Raw genomic sequence first — 21161 nt, 5'->3', positions numbered from 1 at the left:
TCCGTCCGGACCGCCACCCACCGCGGGGTACGCCTGCCGTCAGTCCTCGTCGGACCTCGCTCCGCTCATCCCGGAGGAGATCAGCTCCATCACCGACGAGTCCTGCAACGTGGTCACGTCGCCCAGCGACCGGTTCTCCGCCACGTCTCGCAGCAACCGGCGCATGATCTTGCCCGAGCGGGTCTTCGGCAGCTCCGGCACCAGCATGATCTGCCGCGGCTTGGCGATCGGGCCGAGCGTCTTCGACACGTGGTTCCGCAGCTCGGCGATGAGCCGCTCACCCGCCTCGCCGGCGATGTCCGTGCTGCCTCGCGGAATGGCGAACGCGACGATCGCCTGACCGGTCGTCGGGTCGGTCGCACCCACCACCGCCGCCTCGGCCACCGACGGATGCGACACCAGCGCCGACTCCACCTCCGTGGTGGAGATGTTGTGCCCGGACACCAGCATCACGTCGTCGACCCGGCCGAGCAGCCAGATGTGCCCGTCGTCGTCCTTCTTCGCCCCGTCACCGGCGAAGTACATGCCCTCGAACCGGCTCCAGTAGGTGTCGATGAACCGATCGTCGTCACCCCAGATGGTGCGCAACATCGACGGCCACGGCTCCCGCAGCACCAGGTAACCGCCGCCGCCGTTCGGCACCGACTGGCCCTGGTCGTCCACCACGTCGGCGACGATGCCCGGCAGCGGAGTCATCGCCGAACCCGGCTTCGCCGCCGTCACCCCCGGCAGCGGGGAAATCATGATCGCGCCGGTCTCGGTCTGCCACCAGGTGTCCACGATGGGCAGCTCACCGCCGCCGACGTGCTGCCGATACCACATCCACGCCTCGGGGTTGATCGGCTCACCGACGCTGCCCAGCAGCCGCAGCGACGACAGATCGAAGCCGGCCGGAATGTCCTCGCCCCACTTCATCATCGTCCGGATCAGCGTGGGCGCCGTGTACAGGATGCTGACCCCGTACCTGTCGATGATCTCCCAGAACCGGCCCTTGTGCGGCGTGTCCGGCGTGCCCTCGTACATGACCTGCGTGACGCCGTTGGAGAGCGGGCCGTAGACGATGTACGAGTGGCCGGTGACCCAGCCGATGTCCGCCGTGCACCAGTAGACGTCCGTCTCCGGCTTCAGGTCGAAGACCGCGTGCGCGGTGTACGACGCCTGGGTCAGGTAGCCGCCGGTCGTGTGCAGGATGCCCTTCGGTCGGGCCGTGGTGCCGCTGGTGTACAGGATGAACAGCGGGTGCTCCGCGTCGAACGGCTGCGCGGTGTGCTCCGCCGAAGCGGTCTCCACCGTCTCGTGCCACCAGTGGTCCTTCGCCGACCAGGCCACCTCCTCGCCGGTACGCCGGACCACCAGCACGTGCTGCACCGACGGGCAGCTCGCCACCGCCTCGTCCACGGTCGGCTTCAACGCCGACGGCTTGCCCCGCCGGTAGCCGCCGTCCGCCGTGATCACGACCTTGGCGCTGGCGTCCTGGATCCGGTTGCTCAGCGAGTCGGCGGAGAAGCCGCCGAAGACCACGCTGTGCGCCGCGCCGATCCGGGCGCACGCCAGCATCGCCACTGCCGCCTCCGGGATCATCGGCAGGTAGATCGCCACCCGATCGCCCGCGGTGACCCCCAGATCGGTCAACGCGTTCGCCGCCCGGCACGTCAGCTCGTGCAGGTCCGCGTACGTGATCGTGCGGGTGTCACCCGGCTCGCCCTCCCAGTGGATCGCGACCTTGTCGCCGCGGCCCGCCTCGACGTGCCGATCCAGGCAGTTGTACGCCACGTTGAGCTGCCCACCGACGAACCACTTCGCGAACGGCGGATTCGACCAGTCGAGCACCTCGTCCCACTTCTTCGACCAGGCCAGCCGGTCGGCCTGCTTCGCCCAGAACGCGAGCCGGTCGGCCTGCGCCTCGGCGTACGCGTCGACGGTGACGTTGGCGTGCGCGGCGAGTTCGGCCGGCGGGGGGAACTGGCGCGTCTCGTTCAGCAGATTGGCCAATGCCTCGCTCATGCCGTGACTCCTCGTCCTCGGGGTGACCTGCGTCTCGTGGGCACGAGGGTAGTCGTGGGCCCGGTGCCCGGCGACCGCTGCCCACTCCGTCGCGCCGAGCGGCCCCCGCCACGCGCCCGACGGCCCGTCCCGTCCGTCGCGCCCGGTCGATGCGCCCGGCCGGGGTGGGGCTGGCAGGCGCGGCGGGGTGGTTCGGGTCGCGTTGCGGGCGGGTGCGGCCCGCCGTGCCGGGGCGGGTCGCTAGCGTGGCGGGGTGACCACCGATCCGCTCGCCCCGCTGCTCGCGCTCGCCGACATCGCCACGGCCGTCGAGCAGGCACGCGAGCGTTTCGACCAGGCGCTCGGGCACCGTGCGCTGCGTCGCCACGGCGGCCAGGTCGCGGCCGAGGTCAGCCTGCGTTCCGCGGTGGCCAGCGCCGCCCTCGAAGGGGCCGTCCACGAGCGCGAGGAGGTCCGGGCCGGCACCGTCACCGACCCCGTACTCCAAGGGGCACTGCGGGTCGCCGGGGCGTTGCCCGGGCTGAGCGAACTCTGGCCCAAGGCCCCCCGGCAGGCCCTCGCCAAGCTGCACGTCCTCGCCGCCCGCGACATCGTGCCGGAGGCCGAGCTGGGCCGTCCGGTGACCGACCCGGTGGTGGCCACCCGGTTGGACGGCCTGGCCGGGCTGGTCGCCGGTGGCACGAAGGTGTCGCCGCTGGTGCTCGCCGCCGTCGTACACGGGGAGTTGCTGAACCTACGCCCGTTCGCCGGTCCGTCCGGCGTGGTGGCCCGCGGTGCCGCCCGCCTGGTGCTGCTCTCCAGCGGCCTCGACCCGCGCGGCCTGCTCGCCGTCGACGTCGGTCACCGGGAGCGGGAACCGGAGTACGTCGGCGCGGCCGGCGCGTTCGCGACCGGCACCCCGGACGGGCTGCGCTCCTGGCTGCGCCACTACATGACGGCCGTCGAGGTGGGCGCCGGCCAGCTCACCGCCATCGGCGACGAGATCCTCACCGCCCCCTGAACCCTCCCGGCCCGCCCCCCGCCCCGCCGGTGACGTCGATCATGTAGTTGTGGTGCCTGACAAAAGCCGCGAAACTGGCGAAGGCGCCCACCACAAATCCATGATCGACCCGAGGGTGGATGGGGTCAGGCCGTGGTGGCGGCGGCGCGGGTGCGACGGTGGCGCCCGTACCAGGCGATGCCGATGGCCACGCCCACCCCGACGCCCAGGGCCGCCGCGGCAACCGGGACGGCGGGCCGCTCCCGCAGCCGGCGACCCAGCGGGATCGGGTGCCGGAACTCCAACACCGGCCACGCGTTCTCCGACGCCAGCTTGCGCAGCTGCCGATCCGGGTTGACCACACTCGGGTGGCCCACGCACTCCAACAGCGGGCGATCGCTGTACGAGTCGGAGTAGGCGTACGAGTCGGCCAGGTCGTAGTCGCGGGCGGCAGCCAGCTCGGTGACCGCCTCGACCTTGCTCGGGCCGGCCGCGTAGAACTCGACCTCGCCGCTGTACCGGCCGTCGCGCACCGTCATCCGCGTGGCGATCACGTCGGTCACGCCGAGCAGCTCACCGATCGGCCGGACCATCTCCTCGCCGGACGCGGAGACCAGCACCACGTCCCGACCGGCAGCCTGGTGCTCCTCGATCAGGGCGGCCGCCTCGGCGTACACGTAAGGGTTGATCAGCTCGTGCAGTGTCTCCGCGACGATCTGGCGGACCTGCTCCACCTGCCAGCCCTTGCACAGCGCAGCCAGGTAGTCCCGTGTTCGGGCCATGGTCTGCTCGTCGGTGCCGCCCAGCCGGAACATCAGCTGCGCGTACGCCGACTTGACCACGTCACGCCGGGTGATCAGCCCGTCCCGGTAGAACGGCCGACCGAACGCCAGGGCGCTCGACTTGGCGATGACGGTCTTGTCCAGATCGAAGAAAGCGGCACTTCGGCCCACGGCGCAAAAGTCTAGCCGGATGGTCTATCGTCGGCGGATGCCCGGGGTCACGCCACCCCTCAGACCTGCGGGCTGACACCGCCACCTCCGCTCCGCGTGATCACGCTCACACTGCGCGAGGAGATTTTCGCAGTGAGTGGAGGCGGCACCACTCGACGTGACGGGCCCGCTCAGGCAGACTTGTCGGTACGACGAGCTCTCACATCCTCGAAACAGACAGACCCTCGGCGGTTGCACCCCCCGTGACCGCTGAGTGGTTCGGCTCGACCCCCCCGGAGCCGAACCTCCGACGACCCCCGTCTCCCCCCGACGGGGGTCGTCCCTTTCCTGTGGGAGCGCGCACCGCACAGGTCGTCCTCCGGCCCGTCCAGACCAGCCAGTGGCGGCCCCGACGGCGGCCCGCCCCACCAGGGCGGGTCGACGGCGACGGGATGGCGAGGTTCCGCTGGCTGGGTCAATGCTTCACCAACACGCACGCGACACGGGGCGGGTCGAGCTGCCAGATCTTGTCGGCGGCTGCGGGGTGGCGGCTGCGTCGGTCGTTTGGGCAAGGGCCGCCAGAGTGGGTGGAGGCGGTGCTTGTGCGGAGCGCTGGTGGCCCGAGCAGGTCAGACGCTGCCCCGGATCGACTCATTTTCGCGGCGCATACATTGCCGCGAGTTTCCGGTAGCGATCAGTGAAAGTCTTGTCGCGGTCGACAAGTTCGAGCGCCTGGAGTGCCTGAGGCAGGGACGCCCCGGCTCGCCCGTACAGATTGTCCGGCGAAATCTTGCCCCTGACTTGCGCCAACTCGATCGGTGTCAGCGGTCTGCCGTTGACCGAGAGGGAGCCGAGTGCCCTGATCAAGTCGACCAGGTCTCTCTCGCAGTCAATCGGACGCCGAATCGCGAACCGTGGGACACTTCTGACCGACACCTTGGTGCGCCTTGCCCGGGCAGACGCTGCCGCTTTCGAAACCTGCGTCACCACGAGCCCCTTCAGCTGAAGGTTCGAGAGCAACGCGCGGTACTGCTCGGCGTCGACCAGGCCGAGTGCGTCGAAGACCTGCTGGGTGCTGAACAGCGCGCCATCCCGCCCGAGGAGCAAGACCTTCATCTCGTCGACGGGCAGGTTGAACCCGTCGAAGGCCGCGAGCCAGCGCTGGTCCGTCTCGGAGAAAACCGATTCGTGGTGCAGTGTGATGGCGAAGTTGTCATTTTCGGCCCGAAGCTCCGGGTCCACCAGGTCGTTGGCTTTCATCAGCGCGAAGATCCGTCGCATTCCTTCGCCCACCTCACGCATGAAGCGTGCCTCGCGCAGGGTTCGGGCGACAAACGGGTTACGCGACTCGTGGGCCCCGGAGAGCCGAAGCAGATCTTGCACGGATACCGTAGACAGCAGGGATCCCGGGCTCCGTACTTCCATCCGGTCGTCGTACACGAACACCTCGACGCCGCGCCCCTCGTCGCTGTAGTCGCGGTGCGCAACAGCATTGATCAGGACTTCCCGGCAGGCATCCTCCGGGTACATGACCCGCTCCTCGAACAGGCCACTCCGTTCGAGCCTCACCTGCACGAGGTGGTTACGGATGGCGTCCCAGGCGCGCACCAACAGCGTGAGGATATTGCCGCGGACGATCTCGTCGTTCGACACATTGTATTCTTTGCCCGGCCGCATCTCGGTGCCCACAACCCGGAGGATTCGAACCTGGCACCGAGGATGCCACCGCTGAACGTCGTTGGCGAAGAGGAGCAGCGCCGCTCGGCGAAGCCGCACGTGGAACCCGTCGTAGTCTGCCAGGTCGAGTAGCTGAAGAACCTTTTCTTCTGACATCCCGGGGGCGACTTGCTCACCGAGGCTGCGTATGAGTGGGATATCCAGGGAGTCCAGGTCGGCACCGTCGACGTACTGTCGATCGTAGGAGCGGGAGCGCTGCTCCTGGCGCTCAAAGTGGACGATCTCGGTCGCGATCGGGATCGACTCCCGGTCGCTTCGCTGGAGACACTTCCCATCGCTCGTCTGATGAATGGCCACGGTGCTCTTGGCGACGGCAAACAGCAGGACCAGCTTGCCGTCATGATAGATGCGCGACTTGAGTGGCGATGGCAGCGGTGTTTGCGCCAGGACATTTGTCTGCGGGGCGGCCAGAAGCCCTTCGATGGCATTCGCCGAGTGCGGTACCCCGGTTACCGTCCCATCGTCCTCGACGCCCACGAACAGCTGGCCCCCCTCGCTGTCGGCGAACGCCACCAGGGTTTCAGCGATATCTCGTTTGATATCCCGGACATCTCGCGGCCTTTTGTGCCCCGGCGGGCCCTCTAGTGCCGTCTTGAATTCGCGGAACTGGCTCTCACCCTTACGTATGGCGCTTTCCAGGCGCTCCTTCGGAAGTAGTTCCTCATCCATCTTTACCTCCGCGGCGTCCTCCGGTCCGGCATCGGCCAGCCTAGTGCCGCCGTCCAGTCAGGACGAGACCTGAAGAGCTGCCATTGGAGGCCCTCGACCTGAATGATCTTCTGCTTTCTGGTCTCAGGGGACAATTCGCTGCGTCGGGCGTGGTGACCCGGGGGTCACACGAAAGCCGGCTCACCGCGTCGGCCGCTCGATCCGCGCGACGCCTCCGCAATTCGCCACGCGCTGACGCGCCAGCCGGACAGGCCGCGCGCGTAGCAGATCAACTGTCTCGACGGGCGTTGTCCACAGGCCGCGAAGTTGTCCACAGGCGGCGTACCTGGGGCGGTACCAGGGGCGGATTCCGAGCAGGGTCGGCGGCACAACCGAGCCCCGACTGCTGGAGGCCGCGATGCCACCCCGTACCTCCGTTCCGCCCCCGATCCGACGGCTTCCACTGCTCGTCACCGGCGACGGTGACCTGCTCGACGACCTGCTTCGGCTCGCCGCCGCAGGCGGCATCGAGGTGGAACTCGCCGCCGATCCAGCGGCAGCCCGCACTCGCTGGCTTCCCGCGCCGTTGGTTCTGCTCGGCGCCGACCAGGCGCAGCCGTGCCTGCGGGCCCGGCTGCCGCGGCGACCCCGGTTGGTGCTGGTTGGTCGGTCCGGTCAGCTCGACCCTGGTTGGCAGATCGCCGAGTTGATCGGCGCCGAGCATGTCGCCACGTTGCCGGCCGCCGAACCGTGGCTGGTGGATCGGTTCGCCGAGCACGGCCCCAGCCTCGCGGACGACTCCAGCGCGCGGATCGTCGCGCTGCTCGGCGGGCGCGGCGGTGCCGGTGCGAGTGTGCTCGCGGGCGGGCTGGCCGTGACCGCCGCGCGGGCGCGGCTGCGCACCCTGCTGGTCGACGCCGATCCGCTCGGCGGTGGCCTCGACCTCGTACTCGGTTGGGAACAGTTGGAGGGGCTGCGCTGGCCGGCGCTCAGTGGTGCCGACGGTCGGGTCGACGCGCCGGCGCTGGTCCGGGCTCTGCCCAGCCGGGGTGACCTGGTGGTGCTCTCCTGGGATCGCGGCGACCTGCTGGCGTTGCCCGCGGCGGCCATGGCGGCGACCGTCGACGCCGCCCGACGCGGCCGGGACTTCGTGGTGATCGACCTGCCCCGACAGTTGGACGACGCGGCGGTGGTCGCGCTGCAGGCAGCCGATCAGGCGTACGTCGTCGTACCCGCGGAGCTGCGCGCCACCGCCGCTGCCGCCCGGGTGGTGGCCGCGGCTGCGCCGCACTGCGCCGCGCTCTCGGTCGTGGTGCGCGGTCCCGCCCCGGGCCGGCTACGCGCCACCGAGGTCGCGCGGGCACTCGGGCTTCCCCTCGCCGGCACTCTGCGTCCCGAACCAGGACTCTGCCGAGGGCTGGAACGGGGCGAGGCACCAGCCGCCGCCGGGAAGGGCCCGCTGGCCGCGCTCTGCCAGCGGATCGTCGCTGACCTCACCGGCGTGCCCGCGACGGGTGCGGCATGACGGCCCGGCCGGACGATGCGAGCCTGGCCGCCCGGGTACGACAGCGCATCGCCGGTGCCAGCACACCGGTCACGCCGGCGGCGATCGTCTCCGCGGTACGCGCGGAACCCGCAGCCGCGGTGCTCGGCGACACCGCCGTGCTGCGCATCGCCGACCGGGTGCACGACGACCTCGTCGGCGCCGGGCCGCTGGCACCGCTGCTCGCCGACCCCGAGGTGACCGACGTGCTGGTCAACGGCGTCCGGGTGTGGGTCGACCGGGGAGCGGGGCTGCACCAGGTCCCGGTGCCGGTCGGCACGGTGGAGGACGTACGCCGGTTGGCGCAGCGGCTGATCGCCAGCGCCGGGCGACGGCTCGACGACGGATCCCCGTACGCGGACGCCCGGCTCGCCGACGGCACCCGGTTGCACGCGGTGCTGCCGCCGGTGGCGACCGAGGGACCGTACCTGTCGCTGCGGACCTTCCGGCACCGGCCGTTCACCCTCGACGAGTTGGTGCGTCAGGGGACGGTGCCGCGTCCGGTGGCTCCCGTGCTCGCGGCCGTCGTCGCCGCTCGGCTGGCGTACCTGGTCACCGGCGGCACCGGATCCGGGAAGACGACCCTGCTCAACACGCTGCTCGGTCTGGTGCCGGCGACGGAGCGGATCGTGCTGGTCGAGGATGCCGCCGAACTGCGTCCGGGGCATCCGCACGTGGTGGGGCTCCAGGCTCGTACCGCCAATGTCGAGGGAACCGGCGTGGTCAGCCTCGCCGACCTGGTCCGGCAGGCGCTGCGGATGCGTCCGGACCGGCTGGTGGTCGGTGAGTGTCGGGGCGGTGAGGTGGTGGACCTGCTGGCGGCACTCAACACCGGCCACGACGGCGGGGCCGGCACGCTGCACGCCAACGCGCCGTCGGACGTACCGGCGCGCCTGGAGGCGCTCGGCATGCTGGGTGGGCTGCCGCGCGCCGCGCTGCACGCCCAGGTGGTCGCGGCATTGCAGGTGTTGTTTCAGGTACGACGTGGCGACCGCGGACGAGTCCTGGAATCGATCTGCCTGCTGCTCCCCGAGGGGCCGGATCGGCTGGTCACCGTGGTGCCCGCGTGGGTGCGTGGTCGTGGGCTGGGGCAGGCCGCACGCGCGCTGGGGGCGCTGTTGCGCGAGCGGGGTGTGGCGGTGCCACCGATCCTCGGTGAGCCGTGGCCCGGATCGGCGGGTCCGGCATGACGGGCGGGTCGGTGCTGGTGGCGGTGCTGCTCCTGGGTGCCGCGGTCCTGGTGGCGTGGCCGGTTCGGACCATCCGTGCCCGCCGCCGTCGGGTGCTGGCCGCAGGCCCTGGCACCGTCGTTGATGATCCGGACGACGCCCTGGTGCAGTGGGTCCGGGAGTTGGGTCGCACGCCCGACGGACCCGAAGAGAGATCAACCCAGGCTGCCATCTCGAAGTACCCGCCGGCTGCGGAATCCGCTGGCGGACAGGCACCGGCCGCACGCTCCGACCGGGACACCATCGGTGTCGCGAGTTGGGTGGGCTCCAGGCGTCCGGCCGGCCCGGCCCGTCCGCCGACCCGCCGGGACCCACGCCGCCCGGCCGGCACCGATCGACCGGGGGCGGTGGCCCTGGATGCGGAACCGCGTGCCGGTGCCTCCGTTGCCACGTCGACGTTCGACGGCGGTGAGCCCGAGGCGCACGGTCCGGGCGACACGTCAGGTGGCGACGGTCGCAGGGCAGTGCACGCGGACGGCCCGGGCCGCGTCGCAGGTGCGGCAACTGTTCCTCGCGGTGACGTGGATCGCCGTGACCAGCAGTTGGTCGACCCCGATGGCCGGGAGGATGGCGGGTTCGCCGCGGTACGTGGTGTGCGATCTGCGCGCGTACTGCTGCTGGCCGGTCTGGTGGGTGCCGGCGTCGGCGCCGTGATCGGCGGTCCGGTCGCCGGGGTCGCACTGGCCGGGTACGGCACGCTGGTCGTGCGTGGCCTGGTGCGCCGGCGGGCCAACCGGCGCGCCGAGCGGATCCGTCGGCGTGGGTTGGACCAGCTATGTGGTCTCGCCGCGGACCTCCGGGCGGGCGTGCCCGTGCCGCCGGTCATCGAGGTCGCCTCCGCCGGTGGGTCGGACCGGCTTCGCCAGCTGACCTCGGCTGCGGTGCGGCTCGCGGACCGGACGGGCGCGCCGCTCGCCGAGCTGGTCGAGCGGATCGAGGCGGACGCACGGGCAACCGACCGAGGGCTCGCGGCCGCCGCTGCGCAGGCGGCCGGCGCCCGGGCCACCGCCTGGCTGTTGGCGGCCCTGCCGGTCGGCGGGATCGGGCTCGGGTACGCGATCGGCGTCGATCCCGTGGCGGTGCTCCTGCACAGCACGGTCGGCGGTGTCTGCGCTGTCCTCGCGGTCGCCCTGCAGGTCGTCGGCCTGTTCTGGGCCGAACGGCTCGGTTCGACGCCGGGGCGGCCCGCCTGATGTCCCCAATGGTGCTCGTCGCCATCGGGCTGGTGCTCGCTGCCCTGCTCGTCGCGTCGCTCCGGTTGAGTAAGACAGTCCGCCAGCGCGGCCCGGCGAGCCATCCGACGCGCCAGCGCGGCCCGGCGCGCCAGCGCGGGTCGGGCGGCGAAATGCCGGGTGACCGGCGTGGGTTGGGCAGCCAGTGTGTGCCGGATGACCGGCGTGGGTCGGGAAGCCAGCGTGTGCCGGTCGACCGGCGTGGTTCGGGGAGCCAGCGCCCTGCGGTCGACTGGCCGCGACCAGCCAACCGGCGCCGGCCGGACGTGATCCGGCTCGCCGCCGGCCTTGGCGGCCTCGCCGTGGCCGTGATCGTCGAAGGGTGGTTCGGGCTGCTCGGCGGGGTCCTGACCGCGTTCCTTCTGGACGTGCTGCTGCGGCGGATCGAGCCGCCGGCCGTGCGCAGACGTCGGCTGCGGGAGGCCGCCGACCTGCCGCTCGCCGCCGACCTACTGGCTGCGGCGATGCGGGCAGGTGCCCCGGTGGACCGATCGGTGCTGGCCGTCGCGGAGGCGCTGGACGGCCCGCTCGCTGACCGGCTGGCCCGGGTCGGTCGCACGCTGCTGCTCGGCGGCGGTCCGGCGGAGGCGTGGTCCGCGCTGGACGGGGTCTCGGGTGCGGACCGGTTGGCGGCGGCCGCGGCGCGCTCGGCCAACAGTGGTGCCGCCCTGGCCGGTGCGCTGACCCGGCTCGCCGACGACCTGCGCGCCGACCGTGCCACCGCCGCCGAGGCGTCGGCCCGCCGGGCGGGGGTGCTCATCGTCCTACCGCTGGGGCTCTGCTTCCTGCCCGCATTCATTCTCGCCGGTCTGGTGCCGGTGATCGTCGCCGTCCTCGGCGACGTGCTCTGACCCATCGAGAAGGGAAACAGCCATGCGCAAACTCATCGGCCGCCTGCGCGGCGACGCCGGGATGAACACCGCCGAGTACGCCGTCGGCACGCTCGCCGCGGTCGCTTTCGCCGGGATCCTGTTGAAGGTCTTGACCTCCGGCAACGTCCAGTCGGCGTTGACCGCCGTCATCGACCGGGCGCTGAAGTGACCGGGCGCCGGCAGGCCGGACCCGGTCGGGAATCCAGCGCCGGCGGGCTGACGTCCACCGGCACGCGGAGGCCCGGTCGGGTCGCCAGAGGCGCTCGGAGGTTCTCGGGGCTGCCCGGCGGCGGGCGGCGACTCGTCGGCGGGGACCGGGGGTCCTTCACCGCCGAACTGGCGGCCGGCCTGCCGGCGCTGGTCTTGCTCCTGCTCGCCGGACTGACCGCCGTCAACGCTGTCGGTACCCAGGCGAGTTGTCTGCACGCGGCCCGGGAGGCGGCGCTGGCCGCAGCCCGGGGCGCGGACGGCAGCACCGATGGCCGGGGTGCGGGGCCGCCGGGCGCGGAGGTGTCGGTGTCGATCGACGGCGAGCGGGTGTATGCGACGGTGCGCGCGCCCGTACGCACCCTGGGCGGTCGACTACCACGAATCACCGTGGCCGCCACCGCCGTCGCGGCCCTCGAACCGGGTGTAGGGGAGCTGGACCAATGAACCACCGGGCTACGGACGGACCACGGCACCAACATCGCAGACGCTGGCACAACGATCGCCCGGACGCTGAGCGACGAGACACCCGGTCCCAGGGCGAGCGGCTTGAGGGCGGGCGGTCTGAGGGTGAGCGGTTCGAGGGCGGGCGGTCCCAGGGCGAGCGGCTTGAGGGCGGGCGGTCTGAGGGTGAGCGGTTCGAGGGCGGGCGGTCCCAGGGCGAGCGGCTTGAGGGCGGGCGGTCGGACGGCGACCGGGGTGGGGCGACCGTCGTGCTGCTGGCGGTAGGGCTGGTCTTCGTGCTGGTCGGGACGTTCGGTGCGGCCGTCGCCGTGGCGGCGATGGCCGCTCAGCGGGCGGCGGTGGCAGCCGACCTCGGCGCGCTGGCCGGAGCCGGCAAGGCGCTGGACGGCGACGTGGGGGCCTGCGCGTCGGCCCTGGACGTCGTCGACCGCAACGGCGGACGGCTGGTCGCCTGTCGTCTCGACGGGCTCGACGTGCTGGTGACCGTCGAGGTGGCGGTCACGCCACTGCCCGGCCTGACCCGGGTCGCGGTGTCGACAGCGCGAGCAGGCCCGGTACGCGGCTGAGCGCTCGGACCGGACCGGGCGGCGATTCGTCTACGACATCAACTCCACAGCGTCGCCGACCGGGAGTGGGCATCGGCTTCTCGAACGCGGCAGCGACCGGTCACCAACCGGGCCGCGCTGCGACCGGGTCACCAATCGGGCCGCGCCCGAACGGTCACCGGCTGGGGCTGCGCCCGACGGCCTGCTGGCCGGGACGTGGGCAGGGTGCCCGCGTCCCGGCCGGCGATCGGGGATGTGCACGTCGGTTGGGTCAGCGCGCCTGCAGCGCGTCGAGCGCCACGGCCATCGCGATGACGAGACGGCGGTCGAGCTGCGGGTTCTGCACCTCGACGACGTACTTGTCGCGCAGGCCCCACTTCTTCACCACGGTGAAGCCCGGCTGGCCGCCGGCGGTGAAGTCGAAGTGGTACGGCAGCCAGGACAGCGAGTCGACGAACCGGCGCAGCAGCGCCACCGGCAGGCTGCGCTCCTGGCCCGTGACCTGCGGCAGACCGGCCTGCTCGACGTGCCAGGTGGACCGCAGCAGCGACTGGGCGAAGTCCTTACGGAACAGGCCGATCGGGTTGCCGGCCGCGTCGGTGACGTCGTACGTGGCGCCGAGGTCGAGGCGCTGGCGGGCCTTGAAGCCGAGCAGGGGCTGCTGCTTGGAGTCGTCGGTGTAGATCGTCACCTGCTCCTTGAAGGCGAGCCGCTTCTGCTGCGCGAACGCCAACAGCTCACCCTCGGTGCCGTCCGGGGAGACCGCCCGGACCTCGTACTGGTTGACCATCAGCCGCAGCCGCTGGCGGACGTGGAACTGGTGCTGGCTCTGCAAGTTGTCGAGCTGCATCTGATCTCCTCAGGGGATGGTGCGCCGGAGTCTCGCACAGCCCGACAACCTCTGCGGGCCCGCGCCCCCGGCGCTCCCATCCCCGACCGCCCCGGCCCGTCCGGTCGATCCCTGCGAAGGTCAGCGGCTCTCGGCGGTAGCGGCGCGCAGCGCCCAGCCGTTGAGGACCTGGTGGATGCCGCGCAGCCGTTCGTTGATCTGCTCCAGTCGTTCCGCCTGAGCCAGAGCGGCCAGCGCGGATCCGAGCGCGATCTGCTGATCGAGGGTGAGTTGTTCCTGGTCGATGGTGTAGAGCAGGTCGACGGTCTCGGCGATGGTGTCGGCCACGGCTTCTCCTCGGGGCGCGGGGGTGAACGGCTGGACAGGCATCGATGGAAGCGCTCCCACATCATTGTGCCCCGTGCCCGGTGGATTCATGCAAGGGCCGATCAGGCGGGCAGGTTCGCGAGCACCACGTCGAGGACGCGGATCGCGTCCGGCTTGGAGAGCGGATTGTTGCCGTTGCCGCACTTCGGCGACTGCACACACGACGGGCAGCCGGTTTCGCAGCCGCACTCCGCTATCGCGTCCCGGGTGGCCCGCAGCCACGCCGACGCCGTCCCGTACGCCCGCTCCGCGAAGCCGGCGCCACCCGGATGCCCGTCGTAGACGAAGACGGTCGGCGCCTCCGTGTCCGGGTGCACCGCCGTGGAGAGACCGCCGATGTCCCACCGGTCGCAGGTGGCCATCAGGGGCAGCAGACCGATCGCGGCATGCTCGGCCGCGTGCAGCGCGCCCGGCACGTCGGCCGGCTGGACTCCGGCGGCAGCCAACGACTGCGGCGACAGGGTGAACCAGACCGCCACCGTGCGCAGCTCACGGGTGGGCAGGTCGAGCGGCCGGGTGTCGATCACCTCACCGGTGGCGATCCGGCGCCGCTGGTACGACACCACCTGGCTGGTCACGTCCACCTCACCGAGGAACATGCCGACCGGACCGGCGTCCACGTAGGAGCGCACCGACACCACGGACAGGTCGGTGACATCCCGCGCGTGGGTGGACCAGTCCGGCTCCTCGACGTGCACCAGCGCGCAACCGTCGGCGAGGTCCAACTCGTCCACCACGTACGAGACGCCCTGGTGCAGGTAGACGGCGCCGGAATGGAGTAGGAAGTGCGAGGAGCCGCCGTCGACCGTTCCGAGCAGCCGGCCGGTGGCCGACTCGACCACGCAGACCGGTGCGCCGCCCTCGCCGCGCAAATCCACCTCGGGGCGTTCCCGGTGCCGCCAGTACCAGCCGGTGGGTCGCTGCCGTAGCGCACCGGCCGCCACCAGCTCGTCGATCGCCTCCTTCGCCCCGTCGCCGAAGAGCGCCAGGTCGGCCGGGGTGAGGGGCGCCTCCACCGCGGCGCAGGCCAGCTGTGGGGCCAGCACGTACGGGTTGGCCGGGTCGAGGACCGTCGCCTCCACCGGCGCCCCGAAGATGGCCTCCGGATGGTGCACCAGATAGGTGTCGAGCGGGTCGTCCCGGGCCACCAGCACCGCGAGCGCCTCCTGCCCGGAGCGCCCGGCGCGGCCCGCCTGCTGCCACAGCGACGCCCGAGTGCCCGGGTAGCCGCAGATCAGCACCGCGTCGAGCCCGATCAGGTCGACGCCCAGCTCCAGCGCGTTGGTGGAGGCCAGACCGAGCAGATCACCGTGCAGCAGCGCCCGCTCCAGCTCACGGCGTTCCTCGCGCAGGTAGCCGCCCCGGTAGGCGGCCACCCGGTCGCCGAGGCCGGGCACCGCGTCGTCCAGCGCCCGTCGCGCGCTGGCCGCCACCACCTCGGCGCCCTTGCGGGACCGGACGAACGCGAGCGTGCGTACCCCCTCGGCGACCGTGTCGGCGAGCAGGTCCGCGGTCTCGCGCAGCGCCGACCGGCGGACCTGGACGAGATCCGTCATGGCGTCGTGGTCGCCGGCCGCCTGCGGGGGCACCGCGGACGCGGCGGTGGAGTCGGGTGGCAGCAGCGGCGGCTCCCAGAGCGCGAAGGTCACCCCGCCGCGCGGTGACGCGTCCTCGGTGACCGCCGTCACCGGTAGGCCGGTCAGCCGCCCGGCCGCGGTCGCCGGGTCGCCGGAGGTCGCCGAGGCGAGCACGAACACCGGCGTGGCCCCGAACCGGGCGCACTGCCGGCGAAGCCGACGCAGCACGTGCGCCACGTGCGAGCCGAACACGCCCCGGTAGGTGTGGCACTCGTCGATCACCACGTACGTGAGTCGGCGCAGGAAACCGGACCACTGGGCGTGCCCGGGCAGGATGCCGTGGTGCAGCATGTCCGGGTTGGTCAGCACGAATCGGGAGTGCCGGCGGATCCACTCCCGCTCGGCGCGCGGAGTGTCCCCGTCGTAGCAGGCCGGGCGTACCCCCTCCAGCTCCAGCGCGGCGACGGCCCGTAGCTGGTCGGCGGCGAGCGCCTTGGTCGGTGCCAGGTAGAGCACGGTGGCCCGGGGGTCGGCGAGCAGGGTCGCCAGCGCCGGGAGCTGGTACGCCATCGACTTGCCGGACGCGGTGCCGGTGGCGACCACGACGTGCCCGCCGTCGTACGCCAGGTTGGCGGCCTCGGCCTGGTGCCGCCAGGGCGCGACCACGCCACGCCGGGCGAACGCCGCGCGCAGTTCCGTCGGTGCCCACGGCGGCCACGGCGCGGGCTCGCCGGCGCGGGCCGGCACCCGTTCGACGTGGGTGACCGGGTCGCCGGCGCCCCGGGCGCGCAGCCGACGCAACAGGTCGCCCGGGGTTGGCCCAGGGCCGGGACCTGCGGATACGGTGGCGCTGGTCGACGGCTTCAGGTCGAGCCGCGGCGACAGTCGCGCGGAGCTGAAGTCGTCGGAGGTCACGCCCTGCACTCTCGCACTGGTGTTCGGAGATGAAAAGTCGGGCCGGCGGGTAAAGGGAAGCCTCCGCCGGCGACCGCAGGGTGTCCCGGCGGTAGTGGTTAGATGCCCAGGAGAGTTTACGGCTCTGGCGAGGAGGACCGATGGAGCTGTCACTGGCGACCCGCACTGTGGGTGAGCACACGGTGCTCGAGGTCGGCGGTGAGGTGGACGTCTACACCGCGCCCCGGCTCCGTGAACGGCTCCTCGAACTGATCGACGGTGGCGCCCGGCATGTGGTGGTCGACCTCGGTCGGGTGGACTTCCTCGACTCCACCGGGCTGGGCGTGCTGGTCGGCGCGCTCAAGCGGCTGCGGACGGCCGGCGGCTCGTTCGCCCTGGTCTGCGACAAGGAGCCGTTGCTCAAGATCTTCCGGATCACCGCGTTGGACCAGGTGTTCCCGTTGCATTCGACGGTCGATGCCGCGGTCGGCGCGGAGCCGACCGGTGCCAACGCGTGATGGCGACAGTCCGGCTCTCCTTCTCACCGGCGCCGGTGCACGTGCGCACCGCCCGGCTGGTCGGCGTCGCCGTCGCCCGGCGCGCCGGGGTTCGGGAGGACCTGCTGGACGAGGTACGGCTGGCCATCGGCGAGGCGTGCACCCGGGCGGTCGCCCTGCACCGCCAGTACGGCCTGCCCGATCCGGTGCTGGTGGAGATGTCCGACTCCGGCTCGTACGCGGTGCGGGTGGTCGACCGGGCGCCGATCGAGGCGGGCATCGGACTGGCCGCGCTGCCGCCGGACGCGCTGGCCAACGAGTCGCTCACCGATGAGGCGTTGACCACCGGTGTCGGCTTCGCGTTGCTGGCCGGTTTCGTCGAGGACCTGCAGGTGCGCCCGGTCGACGACGGTGTCGGCACCGAGGTGCGGATGGTGTGGCCGGTCGGCCGCTGACCCACAACTGCTGCACGAAGGCCGCATCCCCGTCGGGATGCGGTCTTCTTGTCATGGACCGATCCCTATATCAGATTTCGTTTCATAACACAGCGACGAAGATCATCGAGACACGGTGCCACCTGGGTGTGACCTCTGACACTGTGGAGGGCTACAGTACCCGGGTTGTCAGCAAGTGACCCATCCCGCAGCCAGCGGGTATGGGTGGTCATCGCTGGTCCGCTGGGGTGGGTTGGCGCGCTTGCGATTCCGCATCCAGGCGCTGGTCGGTGCGTCTCCACCCACCGGCGCGAGTGTTCGGTAACAGGAGGACACAGATGTCCGAGACCTTGGCCGCCGACGGCGGCGGGCTTTCCCTTACCGGAAGCAATGTCACGTACGTCGTCATCGCCGCGGTAATCGCGCTGGTGGCGCTCGTCTTCGCCGCCGCCCTCACAAAGGCGGTGCTGGCAGCCGGCAAGGGCACCACGAACATGCAGGAGATCTCGGGGGCGGTCCAGGAGGGCGCCTCCGCCTACCTGCTCCGCCAATTCCGCACCCTGGCGATCTTCGTCGTGATCGCTGTGGTGCTGCTCTTCCTGCTGCCGGTGCACGACACCGACGGCAACGAGACGGCCGTGAAGATCGGCCGCTCGCTCTTCTTCGTGGTGGGCGCCCTGTTCAGCGCGTTCATCGGCGGCGCCGGCATGTGGCTGGCCACCCGCGCCAACCTGCGGGTCGCCGCCGCCGCCCGGGAGCGACAGGGTGGCCGCGAGGCCGCCATGAAGATCGCCTTCCGGACCGGCGGCGTGGTCGGCTTCCTCACCGTCGGCCTCGGGCTCTTCGGTGCGGCGCTGGTCGTCCTGGTCTACCGGGGCGACGCGCCGACCGTGCTGGAGGGCTTCGGCTTCGGCGCCGCGCTGCTCGCGATGTTCATGCGGGTCGGCGGCGGCATCTTCACCAAGGCCGCCGACGTCGGCGCCGACCTGGTCGGCAAGGTCGAGCAGGGCATCCCCGAGGACGACCCGCGCAACGCCGCCACCATCGCCGACAACGTGGGCGACAACGTCGGTGACTGCGCCGGCATGGCCGCCGACCTGTTCGAGTCGTACGCGGTGACGCTGGTCGCCGCGCTGATCCTCGGCCGGGCCGCGTTCGGCGAGGACGGGCTGGTCTTCCCGCTGATCATCTCCACGATCGGTGTGCTGATCGCGATCGTCGGCGTCTTCATCACCCGGCTGCGCACGTCCGACCGCAGCGGCCTCACCGCGATCAACCGGGCCTTCTACCTCTCGGCGGTGCTCTCCGCGGTGCTGGTGGCGATCGCCGCGTACGCCTACCTGCCGGCGACCTTCGCCGAGTTGGAGGGCGGGCTCGACATCACCGACCGCGACCCGCGGTTGGTGGCCATCGGCGCGGTGGTGATCGGTATCGTGCTGGCCGCCGCGATCCAGGCGCTGACCGGCTACTTCACCGAGACCAACCGTCGGCCGGTGCAGGACATCGGCAAGAGCTCGCAGACCGGTGCCGCCACCGTCATCCTGGCCGGCATCAGCATCGGTCTGGAGTCGGCGGTCTACTCGGCGCTGCTGATCGGCGCCGGCGTCTTCGGGGCGTTCCTGCTCGGTGGCAGCTCCATCACGCTGTCGCTGTTCGCGGTCGCACTGGCCGGCACCGGCCTGCTCACCACGGTCGGCGTCATCGTCGCCATGGACACCTTCGGGCCGATCTCCGACAACGCCCAGGGCATCGCCGAGATGTCCGGCGACATCGACGAGCACGGCGCCCGGACGCTCACCGAACTGGACGCCGTCGGCAACACCACCAAGGCGATCACCAAGGGCATCGCGATCGCCACGGCGGTGCTCGCCGCGACCGCGCTGTTCGGCTCGTACACCGACACGCTCAGCAGCGCGTACGCGGACGCCGGTGTGGCCGACGTCGGCAACGAGATCCTCAACTCGCTGAACGTCGCCAACCCGCGCAACCTGGTCGGCCTGATCATCGGCGCGGCGGTGGTGTTCCTCTTCTCCGGGCTGGCCATCAACGCGGTGTCCCGCTCGGCCGGCGCCGTGGTGATGGAGGTCCGCCGGCAGTTCCGTGAGCTGCCCGGCATCATGGACCGCACCCAGCGTCCGGAGTACGGCAAGGTCGTGGACATCTGCACCCGGGACGCGCAGCGCGAGCTGATGACCCCCGGTCTGCTCGCCATCCTGGCGCCGATCGCGGTCGGTTTCGGTCTCGGGCCCGGCGCGCTCGCCGCCTACCTGGCCGGGGCGATCGGGGCGGGCACTCTGATGGCCGTCTTCCTGGCCAACTCCGGTGGCGCGTGGGACAACGCCAAGAAGCTGGTCGAGGACGGCGCGTACGGCGGCAAGGGCTCCGAGGCGCACGCCGCGACGGTCATCGGCGACACCGTCGGCGACCCGTTCAAGGACACCGCCGGCCCGGCGATCAACCCGCTGATCAAGGTGATGAACCTGGTCTCGCTGCTGATCGCGCCCGCCGTGGTGGCGTGGAGCGTCGGCGACGACCGCAACGTCGGCCTGCGGGTCGGCGTCGCGCTGGTCGCGACGCTGATCATCGTGGCGTCGGTGGTGTTCAGCAAGCGCAAGGGCATCGCGATGGACAGCTCCGACGCCGACGGCAACACCGGCGCGGGCAGCACCGACCACCGGCCGGAGACGGTCAACGCCTGACCATCAACGGCTCCAGGGTCCCCGGTCGACGTACGTGTCGGCCGGGGACCCCGCCCATCCGGACCGGTGCCACACCTGGCCGAAGGTCGTACGCTGCAACGCATGCGTACGTGCCGGGCGTCTGCCGCCGGAAAGTTCACGGTGGTCCTGGCCACGATCGTCGTCGTGCTCGCCGGCTGCGGAGGCGGCCCCAGCCCGCGGGCCTGGGCGGCCACGGTCTGCGGCGCGCTCACCCCGTGGCGTTCCGAGATCAGCAAGTTGACCAGCAGCACGGACGAGCAGATGACCGCGCAGACCACGCCGGCGCAGGCCAAGGAGAACCTGGTGCGGCTCTTCGGTGGGGCCGAGCAGGCCAGCGAGACCGCGCGCCGCAAGGTGGAGCAGGCCGGCGTGCCGGAGACCGACAACGGTGAGGCCATCTCCGCGGGCTTCCGCAACTCGCTGGAGAAGATGCGGGACGCCTACGGCCGCGCCCGGGACACCATCGACGGCTTGAGCACCACCGAGCCGGCCACCTTCTACGACGGCGTGCGGGCCGCCGTCGACACGCTCAACAAGGAGTACGACGCCAGCGCCCTGGACACCAGTCAGCTCAACTCCGAGGAGCTGAAACAAGCCTTCGACGAGGTGCCGGAGTGTCGCTGAGCGGGTTCGGTGACACTCCGGGGGCGCAGCCGCCCCCGGCGCTGTTCCCCGCGCCCGAGCCCGACGTGTCCGTGCCCGCGCGACGGCGTGGGACTCCGGCCCACCCTGACCCACCGGTCCCGGCCGACGACGCCGGTCGGCAACTGGTCTTCTTCGGCGCCGATGCGGCCGAGCCGACGGTCGCCGACCTGGCCGGACTGCTCGCCGGGCCGGGTGAGGTGGTGCGGATGGGCGGCACCGCGCGCCTCTCCGTGCGGGTGGACGCCGCCTGGCGGGTGCACGTGCTCGTCGCCGAGCTGGGGCAGCGCGGGCTCGCGGCGAGCTGGGAGCCGACCGGGGACGAGCGACACGCCGTCCGTACGTCGTACACCCGGGTCTTGAAACCGCTCGCAGCCGCGTGGCTGCACGGCCCGGCGAAACGCCCACCGGCCACCTTCCATCTCACCGGGCGGCGGCTGCGGCTCTGGCTCGCGGCCGCCGGGACGCCGGAGCCGCCCGGCGGTTTCCTGCTGCGGCTCGGTGAGAGCGACCAGGAGTGCTGGGAACCGGTGGGCGCGGCACTCGCCGCCGTCGGGCTGGCCGGCACGCTGCTCGGCCCGGACGAGGACGGCCCGGCGTACCGGATCACCGGCCGCCGCCGGATGGCCCGCCTCGCCGAACTGGTCGGCGGCCCGCCCCCCACCGCCCCACCCACCGCCTGGCCCCCCCGCCCCTAACCCCACCCCCCGCCCCCCGCCCCCCGCCGGGGCGCCACGCCGGGCGATGTCCAGGCCGAGACCGGTCGACCCGGCCGCGCTGGCACCTCG

At 71.9% G+C, this 21161-nt stretch carries 18 protein-coding genes and 1 pseudogene; 13 read left to right on the top strand and 6 right to left on the bottom strand.

All coding sequences use genetic code 11. The annotated features are described in order from the left end of the window. Positions 1–39: 39 nt before the first annotated feature. A complete protein-coding gene (acs, locus tag AB0H52_RS11900; RefSeq protein ID WP_151492878.1) occupies positions 40–2004 on the bottom strand; it encodes an acetate--CoA ligase in 1965 nt (654 codons plus the stop codon). Positions 2005–2257: 253 nt separating this feature from the next. Between acs and AB0H52_RS11895 the strand changes: the two genes are divergently transcribed. Then, positions 2258–3004, top strand: a complete 747-nt coding sequence (locus AB0H52_RS11895) for an oxidoreductase (RefSeq protein ID WP_357946846.1) — start codon at positions 2258–2260, stop codon at positions 3002–3004. Positions 3005–3129: 125 nt separating this feature from the next. Here AB0H52_RS11895 and AB0H52_RS11890 read toward each other — a convergent pair whose 3' ends face one another. Further along, a complete protein-coding gene (locus AB0H52_RS11890; RefSeq protein ID WP_151493264.1) occupies positions 3130–3936 on the bottom strand; it encodes an HAD-IB family hydrolase in 807 nt (268 codons plus the stop codon). A 630-nt stretch (positions 3937–4566) separates the two neighbouring features. Next, positions 4567–6321, bottom strand: coding sequence for an ATP-binding protein (locus tag AB0H52_RS11885; protein WP_357946843.1), 1755 nt, complete (start codon positions 6319–6321; stop codon positions 4567–4569). 397 nt (positions 6322–6718) lie between these two features. Between AB0H52_RS11885 and ssd the strand changes: the two genes are divergently transcribed. The 7 genes and pseudogenes from ssd to AB0H52_RS11850 all read left to right on the top strand — a co-directional run. Beyond that, positions 6719–7825 carry a septum site-determining protein Ssd gene (gene ssd, locus AB0H52_RS11880; RefSeq protein ID WP_151492075.1) on the top strand — a complete coding sequence of 369 codons (1107 nt, stop codon included), beginning with the start codon at positions 6719–6721 and terminating at the stop codon, positions 7823–7825. Beyond that, positions 7822–9033, top strand: coding sequence for a TadA family conjugal transfer-associated ATPase (locus AB0H52_RS11875; protein ID WP_151492074.1), 1212 nt, complete (start codon positions 7822–7824; stop codon positions 9031–9033). Before ssd ends, AB0H52_RS11875 begins: the two co-directional genes overlap by 4 nt. Next, positions 9030–10265 (top strand): hypothetical protein, encoded by a 1236-nt coding sequence (locus AB0H52_RS11870; RefSeq protein WP_357946840.1) that lies wholly within the window; start codon positions 9030–9032, stop codon positions 10263–10265. Before AB0H52_RS11875 ends, AB0H52_RS11870 begins: the two co-directional genes overlap by 4 nt. A gap of 305 nt (positions 10266–10570) precedes the next feature. Beyond that, the gene (locus AB0H52_RS11865; protein WP_225854721.1) at positions 10571–11155 is read left to right on the top strand and encodes a type II secretion system F family protein; all 585 of its coding nucleotides are present in this window, start codon (positions 10571–10573) and stop codon (positions 11153–11155) included. A 22-nt stretch (positions 11156–11177) separates the two neighbouring features. Further along, a complete protein-coding gene (locus AB0H52_RS11860) occupies positions 11178–11345 on the top strand; it encodes a DUF4244 domain-containing protein (RefSeq protein ID WP_151492073.1) in 168 nt (55 codons plus the stop codon). Between the two features lie 110 nt (positions 11346–11455). Then, on the top strand, positions 11456–11830 hold the full coding sequence (locus AB0H52_RS11855) for a TadE family type IV pilus minor pilin (RefSeq protein WP_151492077.1): 375 nt from the start codon (positions 11456–11458) through the stop codon (positions 11828–11830). 236 nt (positions 11831–12066) lie between these two features. After that, positions 12067–12414: pseudogene (locus tag AB0H52_RS11850) on the top strand (Rv3654c family TadE-like protein); the annotation flags it as partial. Positions 12415–12664: 250 nt separating this feature from the next. Here AB0H52_RS11850 and AB0H52_RS11845 read toward each other — a convergent pair. The 3 genes from AB0H52_RS11845 to AB0H52_RS11835 form a co-directional block, all read right to left on the bottom strand. Beyond that, positions 12665–13243, bottom strand: a complete 579-nt coding sequence (locus AB0H52_RS11845) for a hypothetical protein (RefSeq protein ID WP_151492071.1) — start codon at positions 13241–13243, stop codon at positions 12665–12667. Positions 13244–13363: 120 nt separating this feature from the next. Continuing rightward, positions 13364–13570 (bottom strand): hypothetical protein, encoded by a 207-nt coding sequence (locus AB0H52_RS11840; protein ID WP_151492070.1) that lies wholly within the window; start codon positions 13568–13570, stop codon positions 13364–13366. Positions 13571–13671: 101 nt separating this feature from the next. Then, positions 13672–16101, bottom strand: coding sequence for a DEAD/DEAH box helicase (locus AB0H52_RS11835; RefSeq protein ID WP_151492069.1), 2430 nt, complete (start codon positions 16099–16101; stop codon positions 13672–13674). 140 nt (positions 16102–16241) lie between these two features. On the opposite strand from AB0H52_RS11835, the gene AB0H52_RS11830 reads away from it, so the two are divergent. The 5 genes from AB0H52_RS11830 to AB0H52_RS11810 all read left to right on the top strand — a co-directional run bounded on the left by AB0H52_RS11830 (position 16242) and on the right by AB0H52_RS11810 (position 21071). Continuing rightward, positions 16242–16598 carry an STAS domain-containing protein gene (locus AB0H52_RS11830; RefSeq protein ID WP_151492068.1) on the top strand — a complete coding sequence of 119 codons (357 nt, stop codon included), beginning with the start codon at positions 16242–16244 and terminating at the stop codon, positions 16596–16598. Then, positions 16595–17032 (top strand): ATP-binding protein, encoded by a 438-nt coding sequence (locus AB0H52_RS11825; RefSeq protein ID WP_151492067.1) that lies wholly within the window; start codon positions 16595–16597, stop codon positions 17030–17032. Before AB0H52_RS11830 ends, AB0H52_RS11825 begins: the two co-directional genes overlap by 4 nt. 317 nt (positions 17033–17349) lie before the next feature. Further along, the gene (locus tag AB0H52_RS11820; RefSeq protein ID WP_151492066.1) at positions 17350–19710 is read left to right on the top strand and encodes a sodium-translocating pyrophosphatase; all 2361 of its coding nucleotides are present in this window, start codon (positions 17350–17352) and stop codon (positions 19708–19710) included. A 102-nt stretch (positions 19711–19812) separates the two neighbouring features. Then, a complete protein-coding gene (locus AB0H52_RS11815; RefSeq protein WP_151492065.1) occupies positions 19813–20355 on the top strand; it encodes a hypothetical protein in 543 nt (180 codons plus the stop codon). After that, positions 20346–21071 (top strand): hypothetical protein, encoded by a 726-nt coding sequence (locus AB0H52_RS11810; RefSeq protein WP_357946835.1) that lies wholly within the window; start codon positions 20346–20348, stop codon positions 21069–21071. The genes AB0H52_RS11815 and AB0H52_RS11810 overlap by 10 nt, the downstream gene beginning before the upstream one ends. Positions 21072–21161: the final 90 nt, after the last annotated feature.

The organism is Micromonospora sp. NPDC050695, assembly GCF_040654415.1.
Lineage (GTDB): Bacteria > Actinomycetota > Actinomycetes > Mycobacteriales > Micromonosporaceae > Micromonospora.
The sequence above is the reverse complement of the archived record's forward strand: the minus strand, read 5'-3'. Positions and strand labels throughout refer to the sequence as shown.

Bases quoted from the DNA above. Each gene is read 5' to 3' on its own strand.
- ssd (WP_151492075.1), top strand. From the start codon at position 6,719: ATGCCACCCCGTACCTCCGTTCCGCCCCCGATCCGACGGCTTCCACTG.
- AB0H52_RS11885 (WP_357946843.1), bottom strand. From the start codon at position 6,321: ATGGATGAGGAACTACTTCCGAAGGAGCGCCTGGAAAGCGCCATACGT.
- AB0H52_RS11845 (WP_151492071.1), bottom strand. From the start codon at position 13,243: ATGCAGCTCGACAACTTGCAGAGCCAGCACCAGTTCCACGTCCGCCAG.
- AB0H52_RS11820 (WP_151492066.1), top strand. From the start codon at position 17,350: ATGTCCGAGACCTTGGCCGCCGACGGCGGCGGGCTTTCCCTTACCGGA.
- AB0H52_RS11860 (WP_151492073.1), top strand. From the start codon at position 11,178: ATGCGCAAACTCATCGGCCGCCTGCGCGGCGACGCCGGGATGAACACC.
- AB0H52_RS11815 (WP_151492065.1), top strand. From the start codon at position 19,813: ATGCGTACGTGCCGGGCGTCTGCCGCCGGAAAGTTCACGGTGGTCCTG.
- AB0H52_RS11870 (WP_357946840.1), top strand. From the start codon at position 9,030: ATGACGGGCGGGTCGGTGCTGGTGGCGGTGCTGCTCCTGGGTGCCGCG.
- AB0H52_RS11875 (WP_151492074.1), top strand. From the start codon at position 7,822: ATGACGGCCCGGCCGGACGATGCGAGCCTGGCCGCCCGGGTACGACAG.
- AB0H52_RS11830 (WP_151492068.1), top strand. From the start codon at position 16,242: ATGGAGCTGTCACTGGCGACCCGCACTGTGGGTGAGCACACGGTGCTC.
- acs (WP_151492878.1), bottom strand. From the start codon at position 2,004: ATGAGCGAGGCATTGGCCAATCTGCTGAACGAGACGCGCCAGTTCCCC.